Source organism: Paractinoplanes tereljensis (assembly GCF_016862435.1).
Classification (GTDB): domain Bacteria; phylum Actinomycetota; class Actinomycetes; order Mycobacteriales; family Micromonosporaceae; genus Actinoplanes; species Actinoplanes tereljensis.
This window is the reverse complement of record NZ_BOMY01000038.1, coordinates 239204-260228: the sequence shown is the minus strand read 5'-3', so window position 1 is coordinate 260228 and position 21025 is coordinate 239204. Positions and strand designations below refer to the sequence as shown.

Below are 21025 nucleotides of genomic sequence, written 5' to 3'. Positions count from 1 at the left end.
ACCCACCCGGCCGGCAATCCCCACCGACCAGGACAAACACCAGCCTGTTCGACAGTTTGCTCTGCTCACCTATGCGCGCTGCTCTGCGCACCTCGGGTAAGCGCCGGGCGAGCCACTCCAGGCGGCAGTGCGTTTCGCGGGCGTTTGCCCCTCGCCTTCCGGCCGGTTCCGCGTTCGGGTCTTCTCGGCCCACTCCGGCTCGCAGACCTTGAAGACTTACCGCTCGGACCTAACAGGAGCCCCGCAAGATCGCGCCGACTCTCGCTCGCAGCCGTAGATAAATCCGGCATGTCCTGCCTTTCCGGCGGGGAGCGTCTGGTGCGCAGGCGGTGCTGTCCACAAGGTGAGACCGGACCCCCGCGATGCGGGACGCCGGTCCGGGGCTCGGGCGCGGCGGCCGTCATGCGGGAGTCGCCGGGGCCTGGCTCCCGTGGTGCGCGGGCGGCCTGAACTCGCGCGCTTACCGGAGGTACGCAGAGCAGCGCGTATAGGTGAGCAAAGCAAAGCGCCCGCGGGGTGGGTGTTCGGTTGCGTGAAAGGTGCGGCACGCGCCGGAGCGGCACGCGCCGGTGTTGCACGCCGGTCGCGCGGTGGCGGCGGTCGGAGGTAATTGCGGGTGGGGGGTGAGGTCTTGGGTCGGGACCGCCCGGGGCGGGCGCGCGGAGGGTGAGTTCCGCTCAGCGGGACCGAGTGCCACGGGAGCGGACCAGGGCGTACGGAAAAGGGATCTGTTTTTTCCGCGCGAACGCTGTCTGGCTCACCTGGCCTCGGGCGCCGATGGGGCCAGGGTGCCCACGCGGCCGCGGCCGTGGTTTTTCGCGTGGTAGAGGCTTCGGTCGGCGTCGGAGAGCAGGGCCGGCAGCTCCTGGCGGCCGCCGTGCTGGATGCCGATGCTGACCGAGACCGACAGGCCGGGGGCTACGTCGGTCCACGGGTGGGTCTGTACGGCTCGCAGGATGCGCTGGGCGCGCAGTTCGGGCACCTCGGGGAGCACGTCGGCGAGGATGATCAGGAACTCGTCGCCGCCGAGGCGGGCGGCCAGGTCGGTCTGGCGGACGTGGCCGGCGAAGATGTGGCCTAGGCGGGCCAGGACCAGGTCGCCGACGTCGTGGCCGTAGCCGTCGTTGACCGCCTTGAAGTGGTCGACGTCGATCATCAGTACGGCGTACTCGCTGCCGAGGTGGGCGGCCGGGTCCTGCAGCGCGGTCAGATAGGCGTGGTAGCCGCGCCGGTTGGCCAGGCCGGTCAGCTCGTCGAGCACCAGATCGCGGCGTAGTTGTTCGTGGTCGCGGCGGCGGCGCTCGACGGCGATCGCGTCGCGGATGCCGGCCATCCGGTCGACCCGATCGTTCCAGCGCAGCGACGCCAGCTGGTCGCCGTAGCGGATCGCGGCCGGCGCGGTGCCCGGCCGGCGGGCGGCGAGGCTCAGGGCGAGCAGATGCGTGCAGCTCGGCAGGGGTATCTCGACGAACTGGGTGGGGCCTTCGGCCAGGCCGCAGGCGCGCACGTCGTCGCCGGCCCGGGCGGCTTGGATCGCGGCGCCGAGCGCGGCGACGTTCGCCGGGGCCGGTTGGTGCGGCTCGTTTCCGGCGAGAGCGGCCAGCAGGTGCATCTGCCCGTAGTACTGCGTCACCCAGCTGGGTGGCCACCGATCGTCGGTCGGGTCGTCGCCGCCCAGAGCCGAGCCGGCCACCGCCGCGGCGTGCTCCCACTCGTGGATGCCGGCGAGGGCGCAGGACCAGTCGAGGAGGAGCTCGCACCGGTTGACGGTGACGACAAGCAGCTGCCGGCGCGCGATGTCGCTCCACCGGCCGTCGAGTGCGGCGGTCGACGCCTGCTCGGCGAGGGTGAAGTATTCCAGCGCCAGTTCCCAGAACCCCAGTTGGTGCGCGACGTTGCCGACCTCGATCAGCGCGGCCACCCGGTGCACGGCCGGCGCCGCGGCGTCGGGTTCGTCCAGCAGCACGACCGCGCCGACGAACAGGCTGGCCACCGACTCGCCGGTGATCGTGGTGCGCCGGCGGTCGGCGTTACGCACGGCTTTCACGGCGATCGACAGGGCGAGCAACGAGGGTACGGCCAGTCGCGCGGCCAGGTCGGACATCGCCTCGACGTGGCCGGAATCGTCCGCACCGGCATCCTGGCAGGCCAGCGAGCGGGCGAAGTGCAACAGCAGGCGAACGTCGTCCCAGCCGCCGGCGGCGGCCTCGCGATCGGCGCGCTCGACCCGGGCCGCGTCGTTGTGGCCCTGCGCGGCCTCGACGAGCACATAAGCCTGCTCGATGGCCGTCTCGTGCTGGATTCTGGATCGCTCCGAGCCGGGCACCTGTCCCTCACCGTCGTCGAACTCCGAACGCCCGAACGTACTCCGTACGCCACCAGCCCAGTTATCGGCCGTCGGGCGCCAGAACTGAGTGATCCGGGACATTTACCGGCCAGTTATGGGCCGATCGTGACGATGGTCAGCAGGAGGATCACGACAGCGGCCAGGACTAGGGCGGCCAGGATGGCCGTGACCAGTTTCCGCCGGCTGGGCCGGCTCGGGGGCGTGGGTGGGGGTTGTTCGGGGATGGAGCCGGGTGGCGCCGGGCGGGAGACGCCTCGGGGGGACGGCAATGGTGGTTGTGCGTGCCGGGCCGGCTTGGGGACGGCATCTTCCGAGCGGCCGGCCGCGACCAGTACACGGTCGCCGGACTTGGCCGCTACCGCGGCCGCGCCCAGCGCCACCGCGTATTTCGGGTGGGCGTTGGTCAAGATGGGGCGGCCCAGCTCCTCGGTGATCATCCGGCCGATCAGCGGGATGCGGGACGACCCACCTACCAGCAGTACGGCGGAGAGTTCGTCCACCTTGACCTGGGCCGCGTGCACCGCCCGGACCAGGGCGCCGATCGTCGACTCGATCGGCGCGCGGATCATGAACTCGAGGTCGTGGCGGGAGAGCTGGGCTACGAACTGCCGGTTGAACAGCAGTACGGGAATGCTGGTCTCGACGTCTACCGACAGTGCTTCCTTGGCCCGTACGCACTCCTGCCGCAACCTCGCCATCGCCGCTGCCGACTCGGGCTCGAACAGGTCCAGTTCGGCCAGCGCACCGCCGTGCTGGTGGTTGATCCACTGGATGATGGCCTCGTCGAAGTCGGTGCCGCCCAGCCGTTCGATTCCCTCCGGCTCGCCCAGCACCTCGACCACGCCGTCGCGTTTGTGCAGCACGGTGGCGTCGAAGGTGCCGCCGCCCAGGTCGTAGACCGCGACCGTGTCGCCGTCGCGGAGGGTGCGGTTCGCGCCGTAGTAGGTGGCGGCCGCCACCGGTTCGGTGAGGACCACGAAGTTGCGGAGGCCGGCCAGCCGGGGGATCTCCTCGAAGAGCTCCCGCCGGTACGGGCCCCAGTTGGCCGGGTGGGTCAGCGCTACCCGGTCCGGTGGCTCGCCCTCCACCTGGGTGACGGTGTCCAGCACGTTGCGCAGCTGCTCGGCCATCAGGCCGGTCACCTGGTGCGGCACGCCGCCCAGGACCACCGGGGTCGGATCGCCCAGTCGCCGCTTGAACCAGCGTTCGACCCGGCTGGGGTCGCTCAGCAGGTGCCGCTCCGCCGCGTCGCCGAAGATCAGCTTCGAGTCGTGGTTCAGGTACGCGACCGCCGGAGCGACCGTCGCCTGGTTGCCCAGAGTGCACATCTCCACCCGGCCGCCGCGTGCGATCGCGGCCGCCACGAAGGTGGTACCAAGATCGACGCCGAGGTCGTAACCCACCGCATTCCTCCCCAGGAATCGTCCTACTAGTAGGGCTGGCCCCACTGACGACAACGGCCTACCACCGGAGAATGACGTCATGACGCTCGACACGTACAACGCCGCTCACTCCGCCCGGCGCCGGGCGGACGAGCACTGGAGCCGGCGCCGCGACCTCGAGCGTCAACTGCACGACGGGGCGGCCCTGCGCATCGCCGCGCTGGCGCTGCGCCTCGGTCTGCTCGCCCAGAAGGCTCCGCACGACATCGGCGACCTGCCGCACGACATCGAGGAACTGCAGAACCAACTGCACCTCATCCAGCAGGAACTCCGCGCGGTCGCCGATCGGATCTATCCGCCGCTGCTGCACGAGGCCGGTCTCGGGCCGGCCCTGTGCGAGCTGGCGAGCAGCACGCCGCTGCGGGTCGACGCGGGCGGTGGCCGCTTCGATCCGGCGGTGGAAGGCGTGGCCTATTTCGTCATTCTCGGGGTTCTGGCCGCGCTGCCGCCCGCCACCCGAACGGTGGACGTGGTCATCCGACGGGATGCCGACGGCTTGGCGCTGAACCTCGGCAATGTCGATACTGGCCAGATCGGCGCCGTCCGGGACCGCGTCCAGTGGGTCGGCGGGGCGGCCGAGGCGGGTGACGGCCTGATCGGAACGATCAAAGTGAGGATTCCGTGCGAGTAGCGCTGGCGGACGACGGGGCGTTGTTCCGCGACGGCCTGGTGATGCTGCTCGAGGCGGCCGGGCACGAGGTGGTCGGCTGCACCGCGGACGGAGACACCCTGGTCGAGCTGCTGGCCACCGAGCCCGCCGACGTGGCTGTCCTCGACATCCGGATGCCGCCCGAGCCCGACGGTGGCCTGCCCACCGCCGAGCGGCTGCGGGCCGATCACCCGGAGATGGGCCTGCTCTTTCTTTCGCACTATGCCGAGGCGCACTACCTGATGCGGGTGCTGCACATCGGCACCGAGGCGATCGGGTACCGGTTGAAGGAAAAAGTCGGCAGCGTCGAGGTCCTCAGCGACACCCTCACCCGGATCCGGGACGGCGAGATCGTCATCGAGCCGGTGCTGGCCCAGCGGCTTGTCGAACGGCCGGCCAGCAGCCGGCGCGACATGCTGGCCACCCTGTCGGAACGCGAGATGGACGTGCTGCGGCTGATGTCCGAGGGCCGCTCCAACGCGGGCATCGCCAGTCTGCTGTTCGTGGCGGCCAAGAGCATCGAGAAACACATTTCCAGCATCTTCATGAAGCTCGGGCTGCCGTCGGACGCCGCCGAGCAACACCGGCGCGTGCTGGCCGTTTTGACTTTCCTGAGGACAGTTCAGGACAGTGGCTGACCCGGCCACCCGGCTGGTGCGGACGTTTTTGCCGGCCGGCGTGACGTTTCTGCTGCTGGTGGCCGCCACCGCGGTGACCGGCTGGGCCGGGGCGAGCCGCCCGGTCGCCCTCGCGCTGCCGTTCGCGGTGATCGCCGGCGCGACCGTCCTGCTCATCCGGTTACGCGGAGTCGTCGTCACGCTCGCGGAGCGGATCACCCGGCGCCGCGAGATCACCCCGTACTCGGCGTTGGCGCAGGCAGCTCGTCATTTTCGGTCGCCGTCGCTGCGCGAGGCCCTGCCCGGGCTGGCCCAGGCCCTGGCCGACGGCACCGGGGCCCAGCGGTCGACCATCTGGCTGGCCGACGGCGATCGGCTGGCCGTCATCGCTTCGTATCCCCTCGGCCAGTCCGGCCGGCCGGAGAGCGCCGCGAGTCTGCCGGCGCTGCTGTCCCGGCCCGGGATCGCGCACGCCGTACCGCTGCTGGACGCGGGCGAACTGCGGGCCGTGCTGGCGATCGAGAAGCCCGAGTCGCCGGTCACGACGCAGGACCGCATCCTGCTCAACGACATCGCCCACGGAACCACGCTCCTGCTGCGCAGGACCAACCTCAACACCGAACTGACCGAACGCGTACGCCGAGCCGACCGGTTGGTGCGGGAGATGCAAGACTTCCGGCGCCGGATCGCCCGGGCGCGCGAGGTGGAGCGGCGCCGGCTGCTGACCCAGCTGTCCCGGGCCACCTCCGGACCCCTGAACGCCCTGCGTACGCACCTGACCGCGGCCCGGGCCACCCTCGGCGGGCACGGCGCCGGGTCCGCGCTGCGACTGGCCCGCACGGAGTTGGACGAGTTGATCGATCGGTTCCGGGTCATCGCCCGCGGCGTCTATCCCACCGTGCTGCGCGGTCAGGGACCGGCCGCGGCACTCGAGGAGCTGGTGGCCGACCTGGACCGGCCGGTCCGGCTCACCGGCGATCTCCACGTGCGGGCAGGGTGGGCGGTCGAGTCGGCCGCGTACCAGGTGACAGCGGCCGCTCTCGAGGTGCTCGGCACCCCGCCGGCCGCCGGGGAGATCCGGGTGCGGGTGACCCACGGCGATGCCCGGGTGCGGATCCTCATCGAGGACCCGTCGCCGCCGGTGCTCGCGGAACAGCTGCGTGCCGCCCTGGTCCACGACGTCGAACGGCTGGTGGCGCTGGGTGGCGCCGTCGAGTGTGCCGACCGGAACGGGGGCGGGCTGCGGCTGTTTGCCTGGCTGCCCGACCGGCCGGACACGACGAGGGAGTCGCTGTCGTGACGTCGCGCGCGCTTCGGGTCGCGTACGGAAGCATGGGTTTGATCTGTGGGTTGCTGGCCTTCGGCCGGCTCTTGATCGAGATCTTCCTGCTCGCCTCCGGTCACGACCATCCCGGCGCCGGGATGGTGACGAAGGTCGGCTGCGGGCTGCTCACGCTCGGCCTCGGCATCGCGATCCTGATCTCCGGGCACCGCGATCGCTCGATGCGGCTGTTCGCCCTCGCGCTGCTGGCCGGCGCCGGATCGGACCTCGGCCCGGTGATCACCGGTGACTTCGTGCTCCCGGCGGTTTCCCTCGGCGCCTTCGCCTGCGCGCTGGTGTCCTATCCGCCGGCCGGCGGACCACGCAGCCCCGGCCGCGACGAGATCGTGGTGACGGTGGGGGCGATCGGCGCGCTCGGCGCGGCCATCGCGGTGGCGCTCCCGCCTACGCTGAGCCAGGTCGCGCTGTTCGGTGCCGTACTGCCGGCGCTCGCCTTCGTGTTCCTGCGGCACCGGGGGCGCGACGACCTGACGGCGATCGAGCGGGCCCGGATCCGCCTGCTCTTCGGAATTTTGGCGAGCGCGGCCGTGATCATGGCGGTGCTGGTGCTGGTCTTCGTTCCCTTCCCGGCCGTGCGGGATGCGGCGCCCCTGGTCTGGTTCAGCCATCTCGTGCCGGTGACGGTCGCGATCGCCGCGAGCCGGCAGGTGTCCCTGCAGGCTGTCCAGCGCCGGCTCGGCAGCGTACTTGTCGTTGCCCTGGTCACCGTTCTGATCGGCGGCCTGTTCGTGGTCCTGCACACGGTCGTGTCCGCTCCGGTCGCGGCGTTGCCGGCGGCGGTGCTCCTGCGTCCGGTCCATGCCCGCGTCGAGCGTCGTCTGAACCGCCTGCTCTACGGGCGGCGACCGACGCCCTACAGCGTGCTGGCGTGCATCGGCGCGATGACGGCAACCGATCTGGCCCGGGTGGCGGAGGTGGTCGGGCGCGACCTGGGGGCTTACGTGTGCCGGCTGAGCGTGGTGCGACCCGGGCTGCCCGAGCGTACGTACGCCTGGACGCGCCCCGGTGCCGGCGACGACGACGCCCTGGTCACCCTGCCCATCACCCGCGGCGGTGAGCGGCTCGGCTCGATCACGGTGGACCGCTCGGCCACGATGGGGCCGGACACCTACCATTCCCGGCTGCTGGCCGACGTGGCCGACAGCCTCAGCACGGTGCTCGAGGCGTACCTTCTGCGGTTCGAACTGGAACGTCAGCTGCGGGCGGTCCGGGCGCACACGGCGGATATCGCCCGCTCGCGCCAGCGGCTGGTGGCCGAGATGGATGCCGAACGGCGCCGCATCGAACGGGACCTGCACGACGGTGCCCAGCACCACCTGGTCTCGCTGCAACTGGCGATCGGCCTGGCCGAGCACCGGGTCGGCACCGACGCCGAGGCGGCGGAGGTCCACCTCGACCAGCTCACCGCTCAGATCGACGAAGCGGAGTCCATCCTGCTGCGTACGGCGACGGGGGTGACCTCACCGCGGCTCGTACGGCTCGGGCTGGTCGCGGCGCTGGAGGCCGAACTGGGCCTGAGCATCACGACGGCCGGCATGCCGGCCGGCCGGCGTTTCCCGGCCGCGATCGAGACGGCGGTCTGGTTCTGCTGCCTCGAAGCGGTGAACAACGCCCGCCGGTACGCTCCCGGCGCGCCGATCCGAGTCATCCTCACCTGCCGCGCGGACCGCCTGGAGTTCGGAGTGCACGACGACGGCCCGGGCTGGGACATGGCCGCGAACACCGACGTCCGGGGAAGGGGTCTGCAGAACGTGACGGCTCGGGTGGGGGCGCTGGGCGGCATGGTCGGTGTGCGCTCGAGCCCAGCCGCCGGCACCCGAGTCGACGGCTGGGTGCCGTTGGGGTCGCTCAGCCGGCCCAACTGAGCCGCTGAGCACGCTGCCGCAGCTCACGGACGGAGGCGAGGTCCAACTCGATGTCGGCCAGGGCCTCCTGCAGCCGCTCGCTCTCGCCGGCCGCGCGCCGGGCCGCCTCGGTCGTCGCGGACATGCGGCGGGACTCGTTCGTCACCACCTCGTTCAGGCCGGCATACATCTGCTGCTCGACGGCACGGACCCCGTCGCGTACCCGCTTGCCGACGGCCATCCGGTACGCGTCGACCAGCGACCGCAGCTCACTGGCGCTCTCCATGTTGCGGCGGCTGCGTTGCCGCTGCCTCTCCCCGGCCACGGCGGCCCCGCCCATCCCGACCGCGCCGGCTACTGCCCCGAGCACGGTCGGCCACAGCGACATCCCGATACCGAGAAGCCGGGGGAGGAAAAGGGCGACCATCACGCCGCTATAGGTCGGCATGACCACCCCGACCAGCCGGGTGGCCAAGGCCTGTCGTTCGGACAGGGCCCGCGGACCGCGGTGGATGTAACCCACCAGCTCGGCGGGCGGCTCGAGGTCGAGGCGAACCGGCGGCACCGGCTCGCTCAGTCCGATCGAGGCGGCGACCTGCTCGCCGATCTCCTGCGCCGCCAGGCGCAACGCCCGATGCACCGCCACGGTCTCCGCCACCAGGCGTTTTCGCAGCCAGCGATCGAGATCGTCGCCCGCCAGTCCCTGCTCTTCGATCGCTACCGTGCCCTCGTCGAGCAGAGCGCGCAACCAGTTGTTGATGGCAAAATCGATATCCGAATCGGTCGCCGACAGGGCGTCGCCGAGCACTCGGGGCCACCTGACGGTGCGCTCCTGAAACTGGCGCAGGCGAGCCTCGGCGTGCCGGGCCTCGGCGGCGAGCCGGGCCGCACGGCCGGGGTCGGCCAGCTCGGCCCGGCGGCTACGAAGGTCGACCTCCAACGACTGCAGAGCACACACCACCGCTTCCGCGATGGGCCCGGACGGCAGCGCGGCCGCCACGTCGTCGGCGGCCGCGCGCATCCGGCGTACGAGATCGTGCCGGGCGTTGGCCTCGGCTCCCCGCAACACCAGGTCGACAATTTCCCCCAGGTCGTCCCGGACCACCAGGGCGTTCGTCGCGGTCATCGTGACCTCCATCGGGTACCGGTCGGCGGATGGGCAGCCGCCGGCCGAAGCCGGCGGCTGCCCGAGCCCGTCGTCAGTGGCAGAGCAGGAACGAGTTGTGGTCGAGACTGATCAGGCCGCGGCCGCCGTCGTGGCAGTCCTGGCCGCCGCCGCCCCAGCGCGGGCCGTCGTTGCAGTCCTGGCCGCCGCCCCAGCGCGGGCCGTCGTTGCAGTCCTGGATGCCGCCCCAGCGCGGGCCGTCATGCCAGCCACCGCCGCCGCCGCCCCACGGGTCGCCGTCGGAGCAGCGAGGATCGCCCCAGCCGCCGCCACCACCGTGGTGCTGCTCGTGGCCGCGTCCCCAGTCCACGAAGCGCTCGCGGCCGGGGTCGGAACAATGGTTGTTGCCGCCCTGATGGTTGCTGTGCCACATGGTCTTGTCACTGTCCTTTGAATCGGTGTTCGTCTGACCGGGACGATGCTGCCGGTTGATCGCCTACGGCAACGACCGAGCAAACCCCCTAAGGACAGGTGGCCAACCCCCCACCCCGAGGTGGGGTCTTCCCTACCTCGAAGGTGGGAGGTCGGTGCGATCAGAAGACCGGTCAGAAGACCGGTCAGAAGACCGAGAGGCCGTACGCGTTGAGGGGTTCGACGACGGGCTGGAAGTAGGTGACGCCGCCCGAGGTGCAGTTACCGCTGCCGCCGGAGGTGAGGCCGAGGGCGGTGGTGCCGGAGTACAGCGGGCCGCCGCTGTCGCCGGATTCGGCGCACACGGTGGTCCGGATGAGGCCGGAGACGCTGCCCTCGGAGTAGTTGACCGTGGCGTTCAGCTGCGTGACCGAGCCGGTGTGGATGCCGGTGGTGGAGCCGCGGCGGGTTACCGACGCGCCGACCGCCGGGGTGGCGGCGGAGGTGATGTCCTGCGAGCCCACCGCGCCGCTGATGGTCACGGTGGTGCTGGTCGAGTACTTGACGATGCCGTAGTCGTTGCCGGGGAAGCTGGAGACGTAGTTGGTGCCCAGCAGCGTGGTCTTCGCGGAGTTGCTGTACCAGGTCGAGGCGACCTGGGTGCAGTGGCCTGCGGTCAGGAAGTAGTAGGCGCCGGCGCTGTTCTTCACGTTGAAGCCGAGCGAGCAGCGGTAGGCCCCGCCGTAGATGGCGTCGCCGCCGGAGATCTCGGGCGACAGGGTGCCGGGGACGGTCTCCAGGCCGGCCTTGTCGCCCAGCTTGGCCACGATGGACTTGACCGCGGTGAGCTTGGCACCGGTGACGGTGCTGTCGACGCTGACCACGACCTTGTTGGTGACCGGGTCGACGGCGAACGCGGTGCCCGGCGTCTTCAGGCTGGACTTGAGGGTGCTGTCGGCGGCGGCCAGTTCGGCGCCGCTTCCTCCGGGGGGTGAGGGGCCGGCGTACTGGGGGTAGCCGGCACCTCGAAAATTATTCACGTCCATCAATATGTTGACAAGCCCCACCAATTTCTCGAAGACGAAGATTAAGTAAGCGAAGGAAGCAATAACACTTCTGGTATATCTCGGTGTTATGGCCTATTTGGGATGTGTAGAGGTGTCGTGCAACCCTCCGGTCGAGCTGCTGCGTCGTACGCCTGTCAACACGCAGCCGACTCCCGGAGGGCGGGTTCGAACCGGGTGGATGACCAGGAATTCCACGATTTCGTGGCGCAGCGGATGGAGCGATGGCGTCGCTCGGCGTACCTCATGTGCCAGGACTGGCACACCGCCGACGATCTCGTCTCGATCGCGATCGCCAAGATCTATCGCCACTGGCGCGACGTGCGTGGGGCCGACAACCCCGAGGCGTACGCCCAGCGGATCCTCACCCGCGTCTGGCTCAGTGAACGCCGCCGGCCGTGGCGCCGCGAACGCTCGGCCGAGCACCTGCCGGACCAGCCGGTAGACCCGGGCCATCGGATCACCGACCGCGACTCACTGGCCGCGCTCCTGCGGGAGCTCGGTCCACGCCAGCGGGCCGTACTGATCCTGCGGTTCTACTTCGACTACTCCGCGGAGCAGACCGCCGAGATCCTGCAGGTCACGGTCGGCACCGTGAAGAGCCAGACCGCGCGCGGGCTGCAGGCCCTGCGCGTCAACGAACAGGCACTGCGCGGCTGAGTCCGCGCGGAAAGGACGACATCATGACCCAGCAGCTCTTCGAGGACCTGACCGCGGACGCTCCACCCAGCACGATCGACGTTGCGGGAATCGTGCGGAGTGAGAAGCGGCGGCGGACTCTCGTACGTGTCGGTGTGCCGGTCGCCGCGATTGCCGTCCTGGCCACCGCGTTCGCGGTGATCAGCCCGGCGGCGCCCGCCCCACCGGTGACCTTTTCAGCCCAAGCCACGGCTCCGGCTCCGGCTCCGGGCTTCCGGCTCGTCGCCACCAACCGGGCGACGAGGGCAGCCACTGCCGCGTCGCTGCGCAAGGCCATGGGCGACGCGGTCCGCGCGACGGCGCCGGACGCGAAATGGCTGGCTCAGGGCGACCCCGCGTACTCCACTCCGGACGGTCAGCCGCCGCTGATCACCGGCGACGGCGTGCAGCGCACGCAGGACCAGATGTTCTTCGGCGGTACGGGCATCAGCCTCGACGGCCGGCGCGGCACGATCCGGCTCAGTGTCATCGCGGTCAACCCGTGCAACGGCGGCACCCTCAGCAAGTGCGGGACGGACCCGAAGATCCTGAATCCGGACACCTACTTCAAGTGCTACCCCTCGCCGGAGGAGTGCACCGAGAGCAAGGGCACGGACGGGCGGCGGCAGCGGGTGCGGACCACGACGAGCCTGCACGGGTTCGTGGGCCACGAGGCGACCGTCGAACTGGCCGACAAGCGCACATTGCTGGTCTTCGTCGACAACGAGTTCATCGTGCCCGGCACCGACCCCGACAACTCGGTGGCGCAGCCCGAGGCGCCACTCAGCCTGCTCCAGATAGGAGCCGTCGCCACCGCGATCGGCGACCAGATCCTGCCCTGAGCCGTCCGGCGGGTAGGTGGTAGCCGCGCGGATGGCCTGAAGAGGCCCCGCTTTCGCGGGGCCTCTTTGTTACGCAACCGGCGGTGTGGTCCTGGGTGGGCGCCGCGAGTGGCGGGGGGTCGGACTGCCGGCGGCAACCAGTTCTACGGTGTCGTCCGGCACCGGATCGGCGGTTGCCGTCGACGTGTCCGGTGCGGTGCCGAGCAAACTCTGGACCTTCTGCTGCGCCTGGGTCACCGCCGGGTGGCTCTGGGCCTTACGGGCGCCGGCGACGATCTGCTCGTACCTCTCGCGGCCGGCGCGGGCGCCGAGCACGTATCCGACGGCCAGCCCGGCAGTGAATTTGATGATTGCCATGGTTTTCTCCCTTGCGCGGTTCTAGGCCGGCCACTGGCCGGTGGCTTTGCGGACGCCGGCGGCGCCGGACCGGTCGACCGCCGCCTTGACGACGGCGAAGATGGCGCCCTGGATGGCGGCGGCGATCAGGATCTCGGTCCAGCCGCGGTCCTCGTCGGTGGCGTTCGGGGCGTCGTCGTCGTGGCCGGCGACCTTCCAGACCTGTTTGAAGATCAGACCGGAGACGGCGCCGGCGGCCGCGCCGAGAAGCAAACCGACCGGCTTGTACGCGATCTTCATCGCTTTGCCGCTCATCAGCGCCTCCGTCGGGTGACGACGATGAGCAGGATGATGGCGGCGACGGCGGCCGCGCCGATGGCGGCGAGTGGCAGCGGCCGGCGGATCGGGGCGGGCAGGTCGGAGTTGGCAAGTTGTTGCTTCGCCGTGGTCGCGGCCTGTGCCGCCTGGTCCTTCGCGTCGGTCAGCTTCTGTTTCACCTGGTCGGTGGCGTCGCCGAGGGCCTGCTTGGCGCGAGTTCTCACGTCGGCTTTGGCGGCGAGTTGCTGGACCGTGTCGCCCAGCTCGGCGCGGGTCTGTTCGATCTCCGCGCGCAGCTGCTGCGGGTCGGCGGAGGCTGGTGAATCGCTCATGACGAGCGTCCTTCCCGTAGGGCGTTCTTGACGGTCTGCACGTCTTGCTGGGTGCTGGCGACGGCGTCGCTGGGCACCGGCGGTACGGCGGCGGCGAGTTTCTGTTTGCCGATCAGGGCGGCGACGCCGGCGGCGGCGAACACGACGACCATGACGATCAGTACCGACAGCCACAGCGGCAGGGCCAGGTCGAGCAGCACCACGGCCAGGGTCAGCAGCAGGCCCAGCCCGTACAGGCCGAGAGCCGCGGCGCCGCCGAACAGGCCACCGCCTACTCCGGCCCGCTTGCCCTTCTCGGTCAGCTCCAGTTTCGCCAGGGTCAGCTCGTCGCGGACCAGTGTCGAGATCTGCGCGGCGGCTTGGCTGACCAGGTCGGAGGTGGACGGCGGCGAACCGCCGAATGATCTTTCGGACATCGTTTGCTCCTCGGGGGTCAGTTGGTGCTCAGTCCCTGCTCGCTACCCTTTTTGATCTTGCGGTCGTCGCGTAGCTCGAGGAACGGCTCGTCGTCGGGGTCGTGGCCGGCGGCGATGGCGCGGCCACGTTCGAGTTCGGCGTCGAGTTCGGCGCCGAGCAGGATGGCGATGTTGGTGATCCACAGCCAGACGAGGAAGGCGATGACGCCACCGACCGCGCCGTACGTCTTGTTGTAGTTGGCGAAGTTGGCCAGGTAGATCGCGAACGCGACGGAGGCCAGGATCCAGAGCAGGACCGCGAAGATGCCGCCCGGGCTGACCCAGCGGAACCCGCCGGTCTTGGCGTTGGGCGACGCCCAGTAGAGGATCGCGAACATCAGGCTGACCAGGATCAGCAGCACCGGCCACTTGGCGATGTCCCAGGTCAGCACCGCCGCCGAGCCGAGGCCGACCTTGTCTCCGACGATCTTGGCCAGGTCGCCGGTGAAGATGACGATCGCGGCGGAGAGGACGAGCATCACGCCGACCACGGCGGTGACGCCGACCCGGATGGGCAGGGTCTTCCAGATCGGCCGGCCCTCCGGGACGTCGTAGACGGCGTTGGAGGCGCGCATGAACGCCGCGGTGTAGCCGGAAGCCGACCAGAACGCGACCAGGATCCCGACGATCGCCGCGAAGCCGGCCGCGCCGGGGTCCTTCACCTGGTCCAGGACGGTGCCGACGATCTTCTGCAGTTCCGGGTTCGGGGCCAGTTCGTGCACGGCGTTCTGGACGGTCTGCTGCCCGTTGCTGCTGAGCATGCCGAGCAGGGACACGATGACCAGCAGGCCGGGGAAGATCGACAACACCCCGTAGTAGGTCAGCGCAGCCGCCCAGTCGGAGACGTTGTCCTGGGAGAACTGCTTGAAGGTGCGCTTCAGCGCGGCGAGCAGCCCCCGGCCCTTCAACTCCGTCGGGCTGTCCGGCCCGGCGTCGGGCGAGGGCGCGGACAGGTCGTACGGCTTGTCCTCGCCGGTCCTCGTGGTGGCTACGGCCTCGCCGCCGCCGTGTTTGCGGTCGGAACTCATGTGTCGCCTCCTGCGTAGACCGGGTGCCGTTGTTCGAATTCCCCCGCGGAACGATTTCCTAATCCCGTTGTTTATGCCCTAAACGAGGAGGCGAATATGTTTCATATCGACCGGGTGATCGACGCAACGAGATCTATGGGAGGCTTGCGAGGTATGTGACGGCCAGCAGGTGGCTGGAGGCGTAATGACAGATTCGGATACTCCGCCGGCGCGCAGCGGACTGGATCAGCGGCGGATCATCGGCGCCGCCGTGCGATACATCGACGAGAACGGCCTGCGCATGCTGACCATGCAGCGGCTGGGCGCCTACCTCGGCGTCGAGGGCATGGCCCTCTACCGGTACGTGCCCGGCCGCGAAGCACTGCTGGACGGGGTGGTCGACGCGGTTGTCGACGAGTTGTTCAACGACCCCGACGTGCACCTGGAAGCCCAGGGCGGCTGGGTCGACTACCTGCAACGCCTGGCCCACGGCCTGCGCCGGATCGCCCTGGCCCACCCCGAGGTGTTTCCCCTGGTCGCCACCCGTCCGCCGGCCGCGCCCTGGGTGCGCCCGCCGCTGCGCAGCCTGCGCTGGATCGAATCGATGCTCGAGGTGATGACCGGTGCCGGGTTCTCCGACGAGAACGCCGCCGCCGTCTACCGCGCCTTCAGCAGCTTCCTGCTCGGCCACCTCCTGCTCGAGGTGGCCTCGCACGGGGTGGAGGTCGGCCCGGTCGAGGAACCCGACGTGTCCCCGATCGAGGACCTCAGCAAATACCCGCTCCTGCAACGCCTGGAGCCACACCTGTCCGTCGACGTCGCCGCCCAGGACTTCGAAGAAGCCCTCGAAGCACTCCTCGACCGGGTGGCCCTGCTCCTGCCGCGCCGCCGCCGGCCGCCCCGCCTGACGGAAGAAAAATAGCCCCGGTTTATGCCCTAAACGCCGACCGAAATCGTTCCCCAGCGCTGTGAGTTTGACGCGCCTGCCTGCATTAATCGCTCGTGAGCGGGTAACCAGGCGTTATGGCAAGAGTGGAGCGTACGGTGCGGGCGTCTGCGGAGCGGGTGTTCGCGGTGCTGGCGGACGGGTGGACCTACAGTGACTGGGTGGTGGGTACCGCGCATATCCGGGACGTGGACGCCGGCTGGCCGGCGGTCGGCTCCGAGCTTCACCACCAGGCCGGGCCGTGGCCGTTCTCGCTCAAGGACACCTCGACCGTGGTTGCCGTCGAGCCCGGCCGCCGGCTGACCCTGCACGCCGGCCTCTGGCCGCTGGGCGAAGCCACCGTGCACTTCGATCTGGAACCGGTGGATGAACACACCACCCACGTCGTCATGCACGAGGACTTCCGGGCCGGGCCGCTGCAGTGGGTCCGGAACAAAGCCAACGATCTTGTCCTGCACGGGCGCAACACCGAGGCCCTGAGCCGGCTGGCCGACATCGCCGAACGATCCGGAACCCGGCCGCAGTGAGCGTGCTGCGGGCCGGGTCGGACGCCGTCGTCATCGGGGCCGGGCACAACGGGCTGGTCGCCGCGAACCTGCTGGCCGACGCCGGCTGGTCGGTCACCGTTCTGGAGGCGACGGCCCAGCCCGGCGGTGCCGTCCGGTCCGGGAACCTCACCGCCCCCGGCTACCTCAGTGACCTTTTCAGTGCCTTCTATCCCTTGGGGTACGCGTCGCCCGTACTCGAGAAACTGGATCTTGATCTTGACTGGGTGCATGCCCCGGAGGTGTTCGCCCACCTGTTGCCGGACGGCCGGGCGGCGATGGTCAGCCGGGATCTGGCGACGACGATGGCCTCGATGGAACAGTTCGCGCCGGGGGACGGCGATCGCTGGAAAGCCGTCTACGAGCAGTGGACCTCGATCTCCGGGCCGCTGATCGAGTCGCTGTTCACCCCGTTCCCGCCGGTACGGCCGGGGCTGGCGCTGTTGCGGCGGCTGCGTACGGCCGGCGCGTTACGACTGGCCCGGCTGGCCATGCTGCCGGCCCGCGAACTCGGCGCGCAGTGGTTCCGCGGCGAGGGTGCCTCGGTGGCGATGGCCGGCTGTGCCCTGCACACCGACCTGTCGCCGGAACAGGCCGGCAGCGGGATCTACGGCTGGCTGCTGGCCATGCTCGGGCAACAGATCGGCTGGCCGGTGCCGCGGGGTGGGGCCCAGCGTCTTACCGACGCGCTGGTACGCCGGCTCGAGGCGCGCGGCGGCCGGATGGCCTACGGGGTGCCGGTCGAGCGGGTTCTGATCGCCCGGGGCCGGGCGGTGGGCGTGCGCACGGCCGACGGCCACGATCATCGGGCGCGGCGGGCCGTGCTCGCCGACGTGCCCGCCCCGGCGTTGTTCCTGGATCTCGTCGGCGATCGCTGGCTGCCACCACGGCTGGTCGAGGACCTCGACCACTTCCGGTGGGACGGCGCCACCGTGAAGATCGACTGGGCGGTCGGCTCCAAGATCCCCTGGTCCGATCCGGCGGTCGGCCGGGCCGGAACCGTACATCTCGGCACCGATCTCGACGGCCTCACCCGGTACGCCGGCCACCTGGCGCTGGACGAGGTGCCGGCGCAACCGTTCCTGCTGCTCGGGCAGATGACCACCGCGGATCCGACCCGATCGCCGGCCGGGACGGAATCGGCGTGGTGTTACACCCACCTGCCGCGGCGTGCGTCGTGGAGCGCCGGCGAGATCGACGAGCACGTCGCCCGGATGGAAGCGACAGTGGAGCGGCACGCCCCCGGGTTCGGCCGCTCCGTCGTCGCGCGCAACGTGATGTCGCCCGCCGACTTCGAGCAGGCCAACCCGTCGCTGGCCGGCGGGTCGATCGGCGGCGGCACCTCGGCGGCCTTCCAGCAACTGTTCCTGCGCCCGATTCCCGGCCTGGGCCGTCCCGACACCCCGGTCGACCGGCTCTACCTGGCCAGTTCGTCGGCCCACCCCGGTGGCGGCGTGCACGGCGGACCGGGTAGCAACGCGGCCCGCGCCGCCCTGGCCCGCGACCGCGGCGTCGGCGGCCGCGCCTATCGGGCGGCCGTGTCCGCCACCAACCGCGCGATCTACCGGTGAGTCTCGTTGCGCGAGAGACGCGGCACGTGCCGGTGATGCACGGTGGCCGCGCTGCTCGGCGGTCGGGGGGAATTGCGGTTGTCGACGGTGTCGCCCGTACCGGTAACGGGATTTGGATCTTGATTTTTGGAGGCGCGCTGGGATCTCCGGGGGTGAGATCCCAGCGCGCCGGCGGGACTTACTTGCAGGCCTTGGCGCCCGTTGCGTAGGCCAGGCCGAAGCCGGACGCTGACGAGTCCATGAAGACCACCTCGCGCCCTACGCCCGCGGTTGCGAACATCTGTGCGCCGGGGCTGCATGACGCCGGGCCGATGTACCTACCCTGGAGCGTGTACTGCTTGAGTTTCGGGTTGAGGGAGTTGTCGGGGTAGCCGCCCGTCTCGAGCCAGGCCGCTATCGGCGCCTCCTCGGTGACCGTGAGGGTCGTGTCGGACAGCGCGACCGTGTCGGCGCGGATCGCCTCCGGGGAGTTCTCCTCGAACATCAGATGGCTGGTGGCCGTGGCGAAGTCGAAGAGCCGCACCGAGTCGTGGTACGCGCCCTGGCTCCACTCGCCGTTGACGATCGTGCCGTAGTCACGGTCGGTCATCCAGGCGACCGCGGTGTTGGACAGGTCGGGATAGCTCATCCGCTCGGCGCCGAAGTCGCCGCCGGCGTAGGTCGTCCGGCCGGTCGCGACGTCGTGGACCTCGGTGCCCAGCGACCAGTAGATGCCGTTGGCGTCGGGCTGCCGGAAGATCTCGTAGCGGACGTACGAGATCCGCCCGCCCTTGACGGTCGGCGCCGTCGCCGGCCCGAACCAGTCCGGATGGGTGAGGGTGTGCACGGTGGGCGAGCTGCCTCGCAGGTAGCGCACGACGTCGAGATATCCCTGGGTTGCGTCGTGCTGGCTCCACGCCACGAGGTCGCCGTCGAAGCCGAGGCCGTCGATGCGGTCCGGGGAGCTGTAGAGCTCCTTGACGCGGCCGCCGCCGATCGGCGCCGACAGGATGCGGTTGGTCTCCCACGTCGGTGAGTCGGGGTTCACCGCGATCGACAACCACACGACCCGCTTGCCGTCGGTGTGCGGGAAGCTGTTGATGCTCCCGTCGTCGGGCGAGATCCGGTACGGCTCGCCCTTGCCGTTGGTGCGGCCCACCCAGATCGAGGTCGGCTCGGTCCGGTTCGCGTCCGATCGCGGTACGGCGAACCAGCCGCCGGCCGTGCTCGCCTTCATGTCGGCGTACATCCCGGTGTTGAGCCGGTCGATCAGGACCTGGGTGCCCTTGCCGTACAGGGTCGCCTTCCACTTCGCGGTGATCCCGCGCGAGTCGAACGCCGTGCGCACCACCGCGAGGTCTTTCCTGCTCAGCCGGAACGACTTGGCGGAGGCGAGCACCGCTTCGCGCGCGTCGACGAAGTCGGACATCGGCGTCAGGTAGTCGGTGAGGGCGCGGTAGACGATCCGGTCGGCGACCGTCTTGCCGAGCTTCTGCCGCAGGTCCCAGAGTGCACCGGACACGATCGTCGAATTGAGGTGCACGCCGCCGTCGTCCATCGACGGTGTGTCGATGAGGTGCTGGAAGTCCGCCGTGGTGGCGCCGTCGTCGAGGTCGCGCAGGGCGCAGTCGGCCGGGGCCAGCGTGCGGCAGAGGTCGCCGCCGAGCAGGCTGGCCTGCGGGTCGGACATCGACGTGCCGGACGCGTCGACGTCGATGGCGTTGCCGAAGTAGTCGGCGAGTGCTTCGTTGAGCGCGCCCGACTGCCCGGCGTAGACCAGGTTCGCGGTGTGCTCCACCACGCCGTGCGTCATCTCGTGGCCCACGACGTCCGGGTCCGCGGACAGCGGCAGATATTCGTCGTCACCGCTGCCGTACACCATGCGGGTGCCGTCCCAGTACGCGTTCACCCACGGATAGCCGCCGTAGGTGATGCCCACGATCGAGTCGATCGGCATGCCCTTGTCGTCCAGGCTGTTGCGCGCGAGCTTCGACTTGTACCACTCGAACACCTGGCCGGCGTCCCAGGCGGCGTCCACCGCACCGGCGGCGGTCAGGTCGGCGGGGAGTTCGGTCGAGGCGGAGGCGAACGGCGCCAGACCCTCCGGCCACGCGCCGCCCATCAGTTCGTAGTAGTCGCGGCCCCGGGCGTCCCAGGTGGTGATCTTGTGGGTTTGATCCTGCAGCAGGTACGAGCCGGCGTCGGACCGGACCAGCGGGAGCGACACGGTGGCGCCGTGCAGGGTGGTGCCCTGGCCGACGACCGCCGCCGTCCCGGTGCCCGCCGCGTGCTTCGTGCCGGCCTGCGGTGCGGCGGCGGTCCCGTCGGCGGCCAGAGCGGCGGCCTGCTGGCCGGAGGCGAACGACTTGATCCGGCTGACGCTGAGCAGCGGCACCCCGTTCGTCGCGCCCACGTACACGTCGCGGAGCACCGGCTGACCGGTGACGGCGTCGGTGCCCTGGACGAGCACCTGCCGCGCGAGCACACCGGTGCCGGTCGGCATCACCAGGAGTCCCTGGTCGGTGCCGACGAGGTTGGCCGGGGTGGCCGAGGCCACGACCGCCGCGCCGGGGTGCAGGCTCTTGCGCACCTCGTCGACCGCCCGGGACACCGCGACCGTGGCGGGGATCGGGGTCACGGTCGTGTCGACGTCCAGGTTGGTGAAATAGCTGCCGGAGGTTCCGGTCACCGTGCGCTTGCCGGCTGCCTTTTCCGTACGCACCACGTACTGGGCGCCGAACACCGGCAGGCCCTTGTACTTCTGGTCCAGCCGGACCGTCTCCCGTACGCCTTCGGTCTCGACGCTCGCGGTGGTGAGCGTGCCGGCCGGATCGCCGATCCTGTAGCGGTCCTGATGGCCCGCGAGGTGAGCTTTGGCGGCCTTGTCCGGTGCGACCGTGGCGTCGACCGGGTCGGCCACCTCGTCCACGAGCGCCGGGGTGTCCGTGGCCGGTGGCGCGGTGACCGGAGTCGCCGCGTTCGCGGCCTGGGCGGTGGTGCCGAGGATGGCCGCCGTCGCCAGCACAGCGATCGTGGGTAGTGCCTTGGCTCTACGCAATTTGTTGCTCCCGCGGTGTTGTGAACGTTCGCCCACCTCACCTCGGAGCCGGTTTCCGCCACAAGGACGACCTTGCGCATTTGCACACATGCGCAGCCGTGGCTCCGATCCACGTCGGACGGTCTTACATATTCGTA

The 21025-nt window shown here is 70.3% G+C and carries 20 protein-coding genes; 9 read left to right on the top strand and 11 right to left on the bottom strand.

The genetic code is table 11. The features are described 5' to 3' along the window. Window positions 1-757: 757 nt before the first annotated feature. Complete coding sequence (locus Ate02nite_RS29590; RefSeq protein ID WP_203811116.1) at window positions 758-2428, bottom strand: GGDEF domain-containing protein; 1671 nt, start codon at window positions 2426-2428, stop codon at window positions 758-760. An 11-nt stretch (window positions 2429-2439) separates the two neighbouring features. Then, window positions 2440-3750: an Hsp70 family protein gene (locus tag Ate02nite_RS29585; RefSeq protein WP_203811115.1), complete on the bottom strand. Its 1311-nt coding sequence runs from the start codon at window positions 3748-3750 to the stop codon at window positions 2440-2442. 79 nt (window positions 3751-3829) lie between these two features. Here Ate02nite_RS29585 and Ate02nite_RS29580 point away from each other — a divergent pair, with 79 nt between their 5' ends. Genes Ate02nite_RS29580 through Ate02nite_RS29565 form a run of 4 tightly spaced genes read left to right on the top strand, consistent with a single transcriptional unit; the run spans window position 3830 to window position 8262 of the window. Next, window positions 3830-4420 (top strand): histidine kinase, encoded by a 591-nt coding sequence (locus Ate02nite_RS29580; RefSeq protein WP_203811114.1) that lies wholly within the window; start codon window positions 3830-3832, stop codon window positions 4418-4420. Continuing rightward, window positions 4411-5076, top strand: coding sequence for a response regulator transcription factor (locus Ate02nite_RS29575; protein WP_203811113.1), 666 nt, complete (start codon window positions 4411-4413; stop codon window positions 5074-5076). The genes Ate02nite_RS29580 and Ate02nite_RS29575 overlap by 10 nt, the downstream gene beginning before the upstream one ends. After that, window positions 5069-6355: a sensor histidine kinase gene (locus tag Ate02nite_RS29570; RefSeq protein WP_203811112.1), complete on the top strand. Its 1287-nt coding sequence runs from the start codon at window positions 5069-5071 to the stop codon at window positions 6353-6355. Before Ate02nite_RS29575 ends, Ate02nite_RS29570 begins: the two co-directional genes overlap by 8 nt. After that, on the top strand, window positions 6352-8262 hold the full coding sequence (locus Ate02nite_RS29565) for a sensor histidine kinase (protein ID WP_203811111.1): 1911 nt from the start codon (window positions 6352-6354) through the stop codon (window positions 8260-8262). Before Ate02nite_RS29570 ends, Ate02nite_RS29565 begins: the two co-directional genes overlap by 4 nt. Here Ate02nite_RS29565 and Ate02nite_RS29560 read toward each other — a convergent pair. From Ate02nite_RS29560 to Ate02nite_RS29550, 3 genes are all read right to left on the bottom strand, one after another. Then, on the bottom strand, window positions 8246-9367 hold the full coding sequence (locus tag Ate02nite_RS29560; protein ID WP_203811110.1) for a hypothetical protein: 1122 nt from the start codon (window positions 9365-9367) through the stop codon (window positions 8246-8248). The genes Ate02nite_RS29565 and Ate02nite_RS29560 overlap by 17 nt on opposite strands. A gap of 73 nt (window positions 9368-9440) precedes the next feature. Continuing rightward, window positions 9441-9779, bottom strand: a complete 339-nt coding sequence (locus Ate02nite_RS29555) for a hypothetical protein (RefSeq protein ID WP_203811109.1) — start codon at window positions 9777-9779, stop codon at window positions 9441-9443. Window positions 9780-9963: 184 nt separating this feature from the next. Further along, window positions 9964-10797: a S1 family peptidase gene (locus Ate02nite_RS29550; RefSeq protein ID WP_239147785.1), complete on the bottom strand. Its 834-nt coding sequence runs from the start codon at window positions 10795-10797 to the stop codon at window positions 9964-9966. Window positions 10798-10998: 201 nt separating this feature from the next. Here Ate02nite_RS29550 and Ate02nite_RS29545 point away from each other — a divergent pair, with 201 nt between their 5' ends. Next, a complete protein-coding gene (locus Ate02nite_RS29545) occupies window positions 10999-11481 on the top strand; it encodes a SigE family RNA polymerase sigma factor (RefSeq protein ID WP_239147784.1) in 483 nt (160 codons plus the stop codon). A 23-nt stretch (window positions 11482-11504) separates the two neighbouring features. After that, complete coding sequence (locus Ate02nite_RS29540; RefSeq protein WP_203811106.1) at window positions 11505-12341, top strand: hypothetical protein; 837 nt, start codon at window positions 11505-11507, stop codon at window positions 12339-12341. Window positions 12342-12410: 69 nt separating this feature from the next. On the opposite strand, the gene Ate02nite_RS29535 is transcribed toward Ate02nite_RS29540, so the two are convergent. Genes Ate02nite_RS29535 through Ate02nite_RS29515 form a run of 5 tightly spaced genes read right to left on the bottom strand, consistent with a single transcriptional unit; the run spans window position 12411 to window position 14810 of the window. Continuing rightward, window positions 12411-12698: a hypothetical protein gene (locus Ate02nite_RS29535; protein WP_203811105.1), complete on the bottom strand. Its 288-nt coding sequence runs from the start codon at window positions 12696-12698 to the stop codon at window positions 12411-12413. A gap of 21 nt (window positions 12699-12719) precedes the next feature. Beyond that, the gene (locus Ate02nite_RS29530; protein WP_203811104.1) at window positions 12720-12992 is read right to left on the bottom strand and encodes a DUF4235 domain-containing protein; all 273 of its coding nucleotides are present in this window, start codon (window positions 12990-12992) and stop codon (window positions 12720-12722) included. Continuing rightward, entirely contained in the window at window positions 12992-13327 is a 336-nt protein-coding gene (locus Ate02nite_RS29525; RefSeq protein ID WP_203811103.1) for a DUF3618 domain-containing protein, read from the bottom strand. The genes Ate02nite_RS29530 and Ate02nite_RS29525 overlap by 1 nt, the downstream gene beginning before the upstream one ends. Next, on the bottom strand, window positions 13324-13743 hold the full coding sequence (locus Ate02nite_RS29520; RefSeq protein ID WP_203811102.1) for a phage holin family protein: 420 nt from the start codon (window positions 13741-13743) through the stop codon (window positions 13324-13326). The genes Ate02nite_RS29525 and Ate02nite_RS29520 overlap by 4 nt, the downstream gene beginning before the upstream one ends. A 17-nt stretch (window positions 13744-13760) precedes the next feature. Further along, on the bottom strand, window positions 13761-14810 hold the full coding sequence (locus Ate02nite_RS29515; protein ID WP_203811101.1) for a YihY/virulence factor BrkB family protein: 1050 nt from the start codon (window positions 14808-14810) through the stop codon (window positions 13761-13763). Window positions 14811-14994: 184 nt separating this feature from the next. On the opposite strand from Ate02nite_RS29515, the gene Ate02nite_RS29510 reads away from it, so the two are divergent. The 3 genes from Ate02nite_RS29510 (at window position 14995) to Ate02nite_RS29500 (ending at window position 17851) form a co-directional block, all read left to right on the top strand. Next, a complete protein-coding gene (locus tag Ate02nite_RS29510) occupies window positions 14995-15711 on the top strand; it encodes a TetR/AcrR family transcriptional regulator (RefSeq protein ID WP_203811100.1) in 717 nt (238 codons plus the stop codon). A 101-nt stretch (window positions 15712-15812) separates the two neighbouring features. Next, window positions 15813-16262 carry an SRPBCC family protein gene (locus Ate02nite_RS29505; protein WP_203811099.1) on the top strand — a complete coding sequence of 150 codons (450 nt, stop codon included), beginning with the start codon at window positions 15813-15815 and terminating at the stop codon, window positions 16260-16262. A gap of 5 nt (window positions 16263-16267) precedes the next feature. Continuing rightward, window positions 16268-17851 (top strand): phytoene desaturase family protein, encoded by a 1584-nt coding sequence (locus Ate02nite_RS29500; protein WP_438871267.1) that lies wholly within the window; start codon window positions 16268-16270, stop codon window positions 17849-17851. A 178-nt stretch (window positions 17852-18029) separates the two neighbouring features. Here the strand turns inward: Ate02nite_RS29500 and Ate02nite_RS29495 are convergent, their stop codons facing one another. Further along, window positions 18030-20888, bottom strand: coding sequence for a M4 family metallopeptidase (locus Ate02nite_RS29495; protein WP_203811097.1), 2859 nt, complete (start codon window positions 20886-20888; stop codon window positions 18030-18032). Between the last annotated feature and the right edge of the window lie 137 nt (window positions 20889-21025).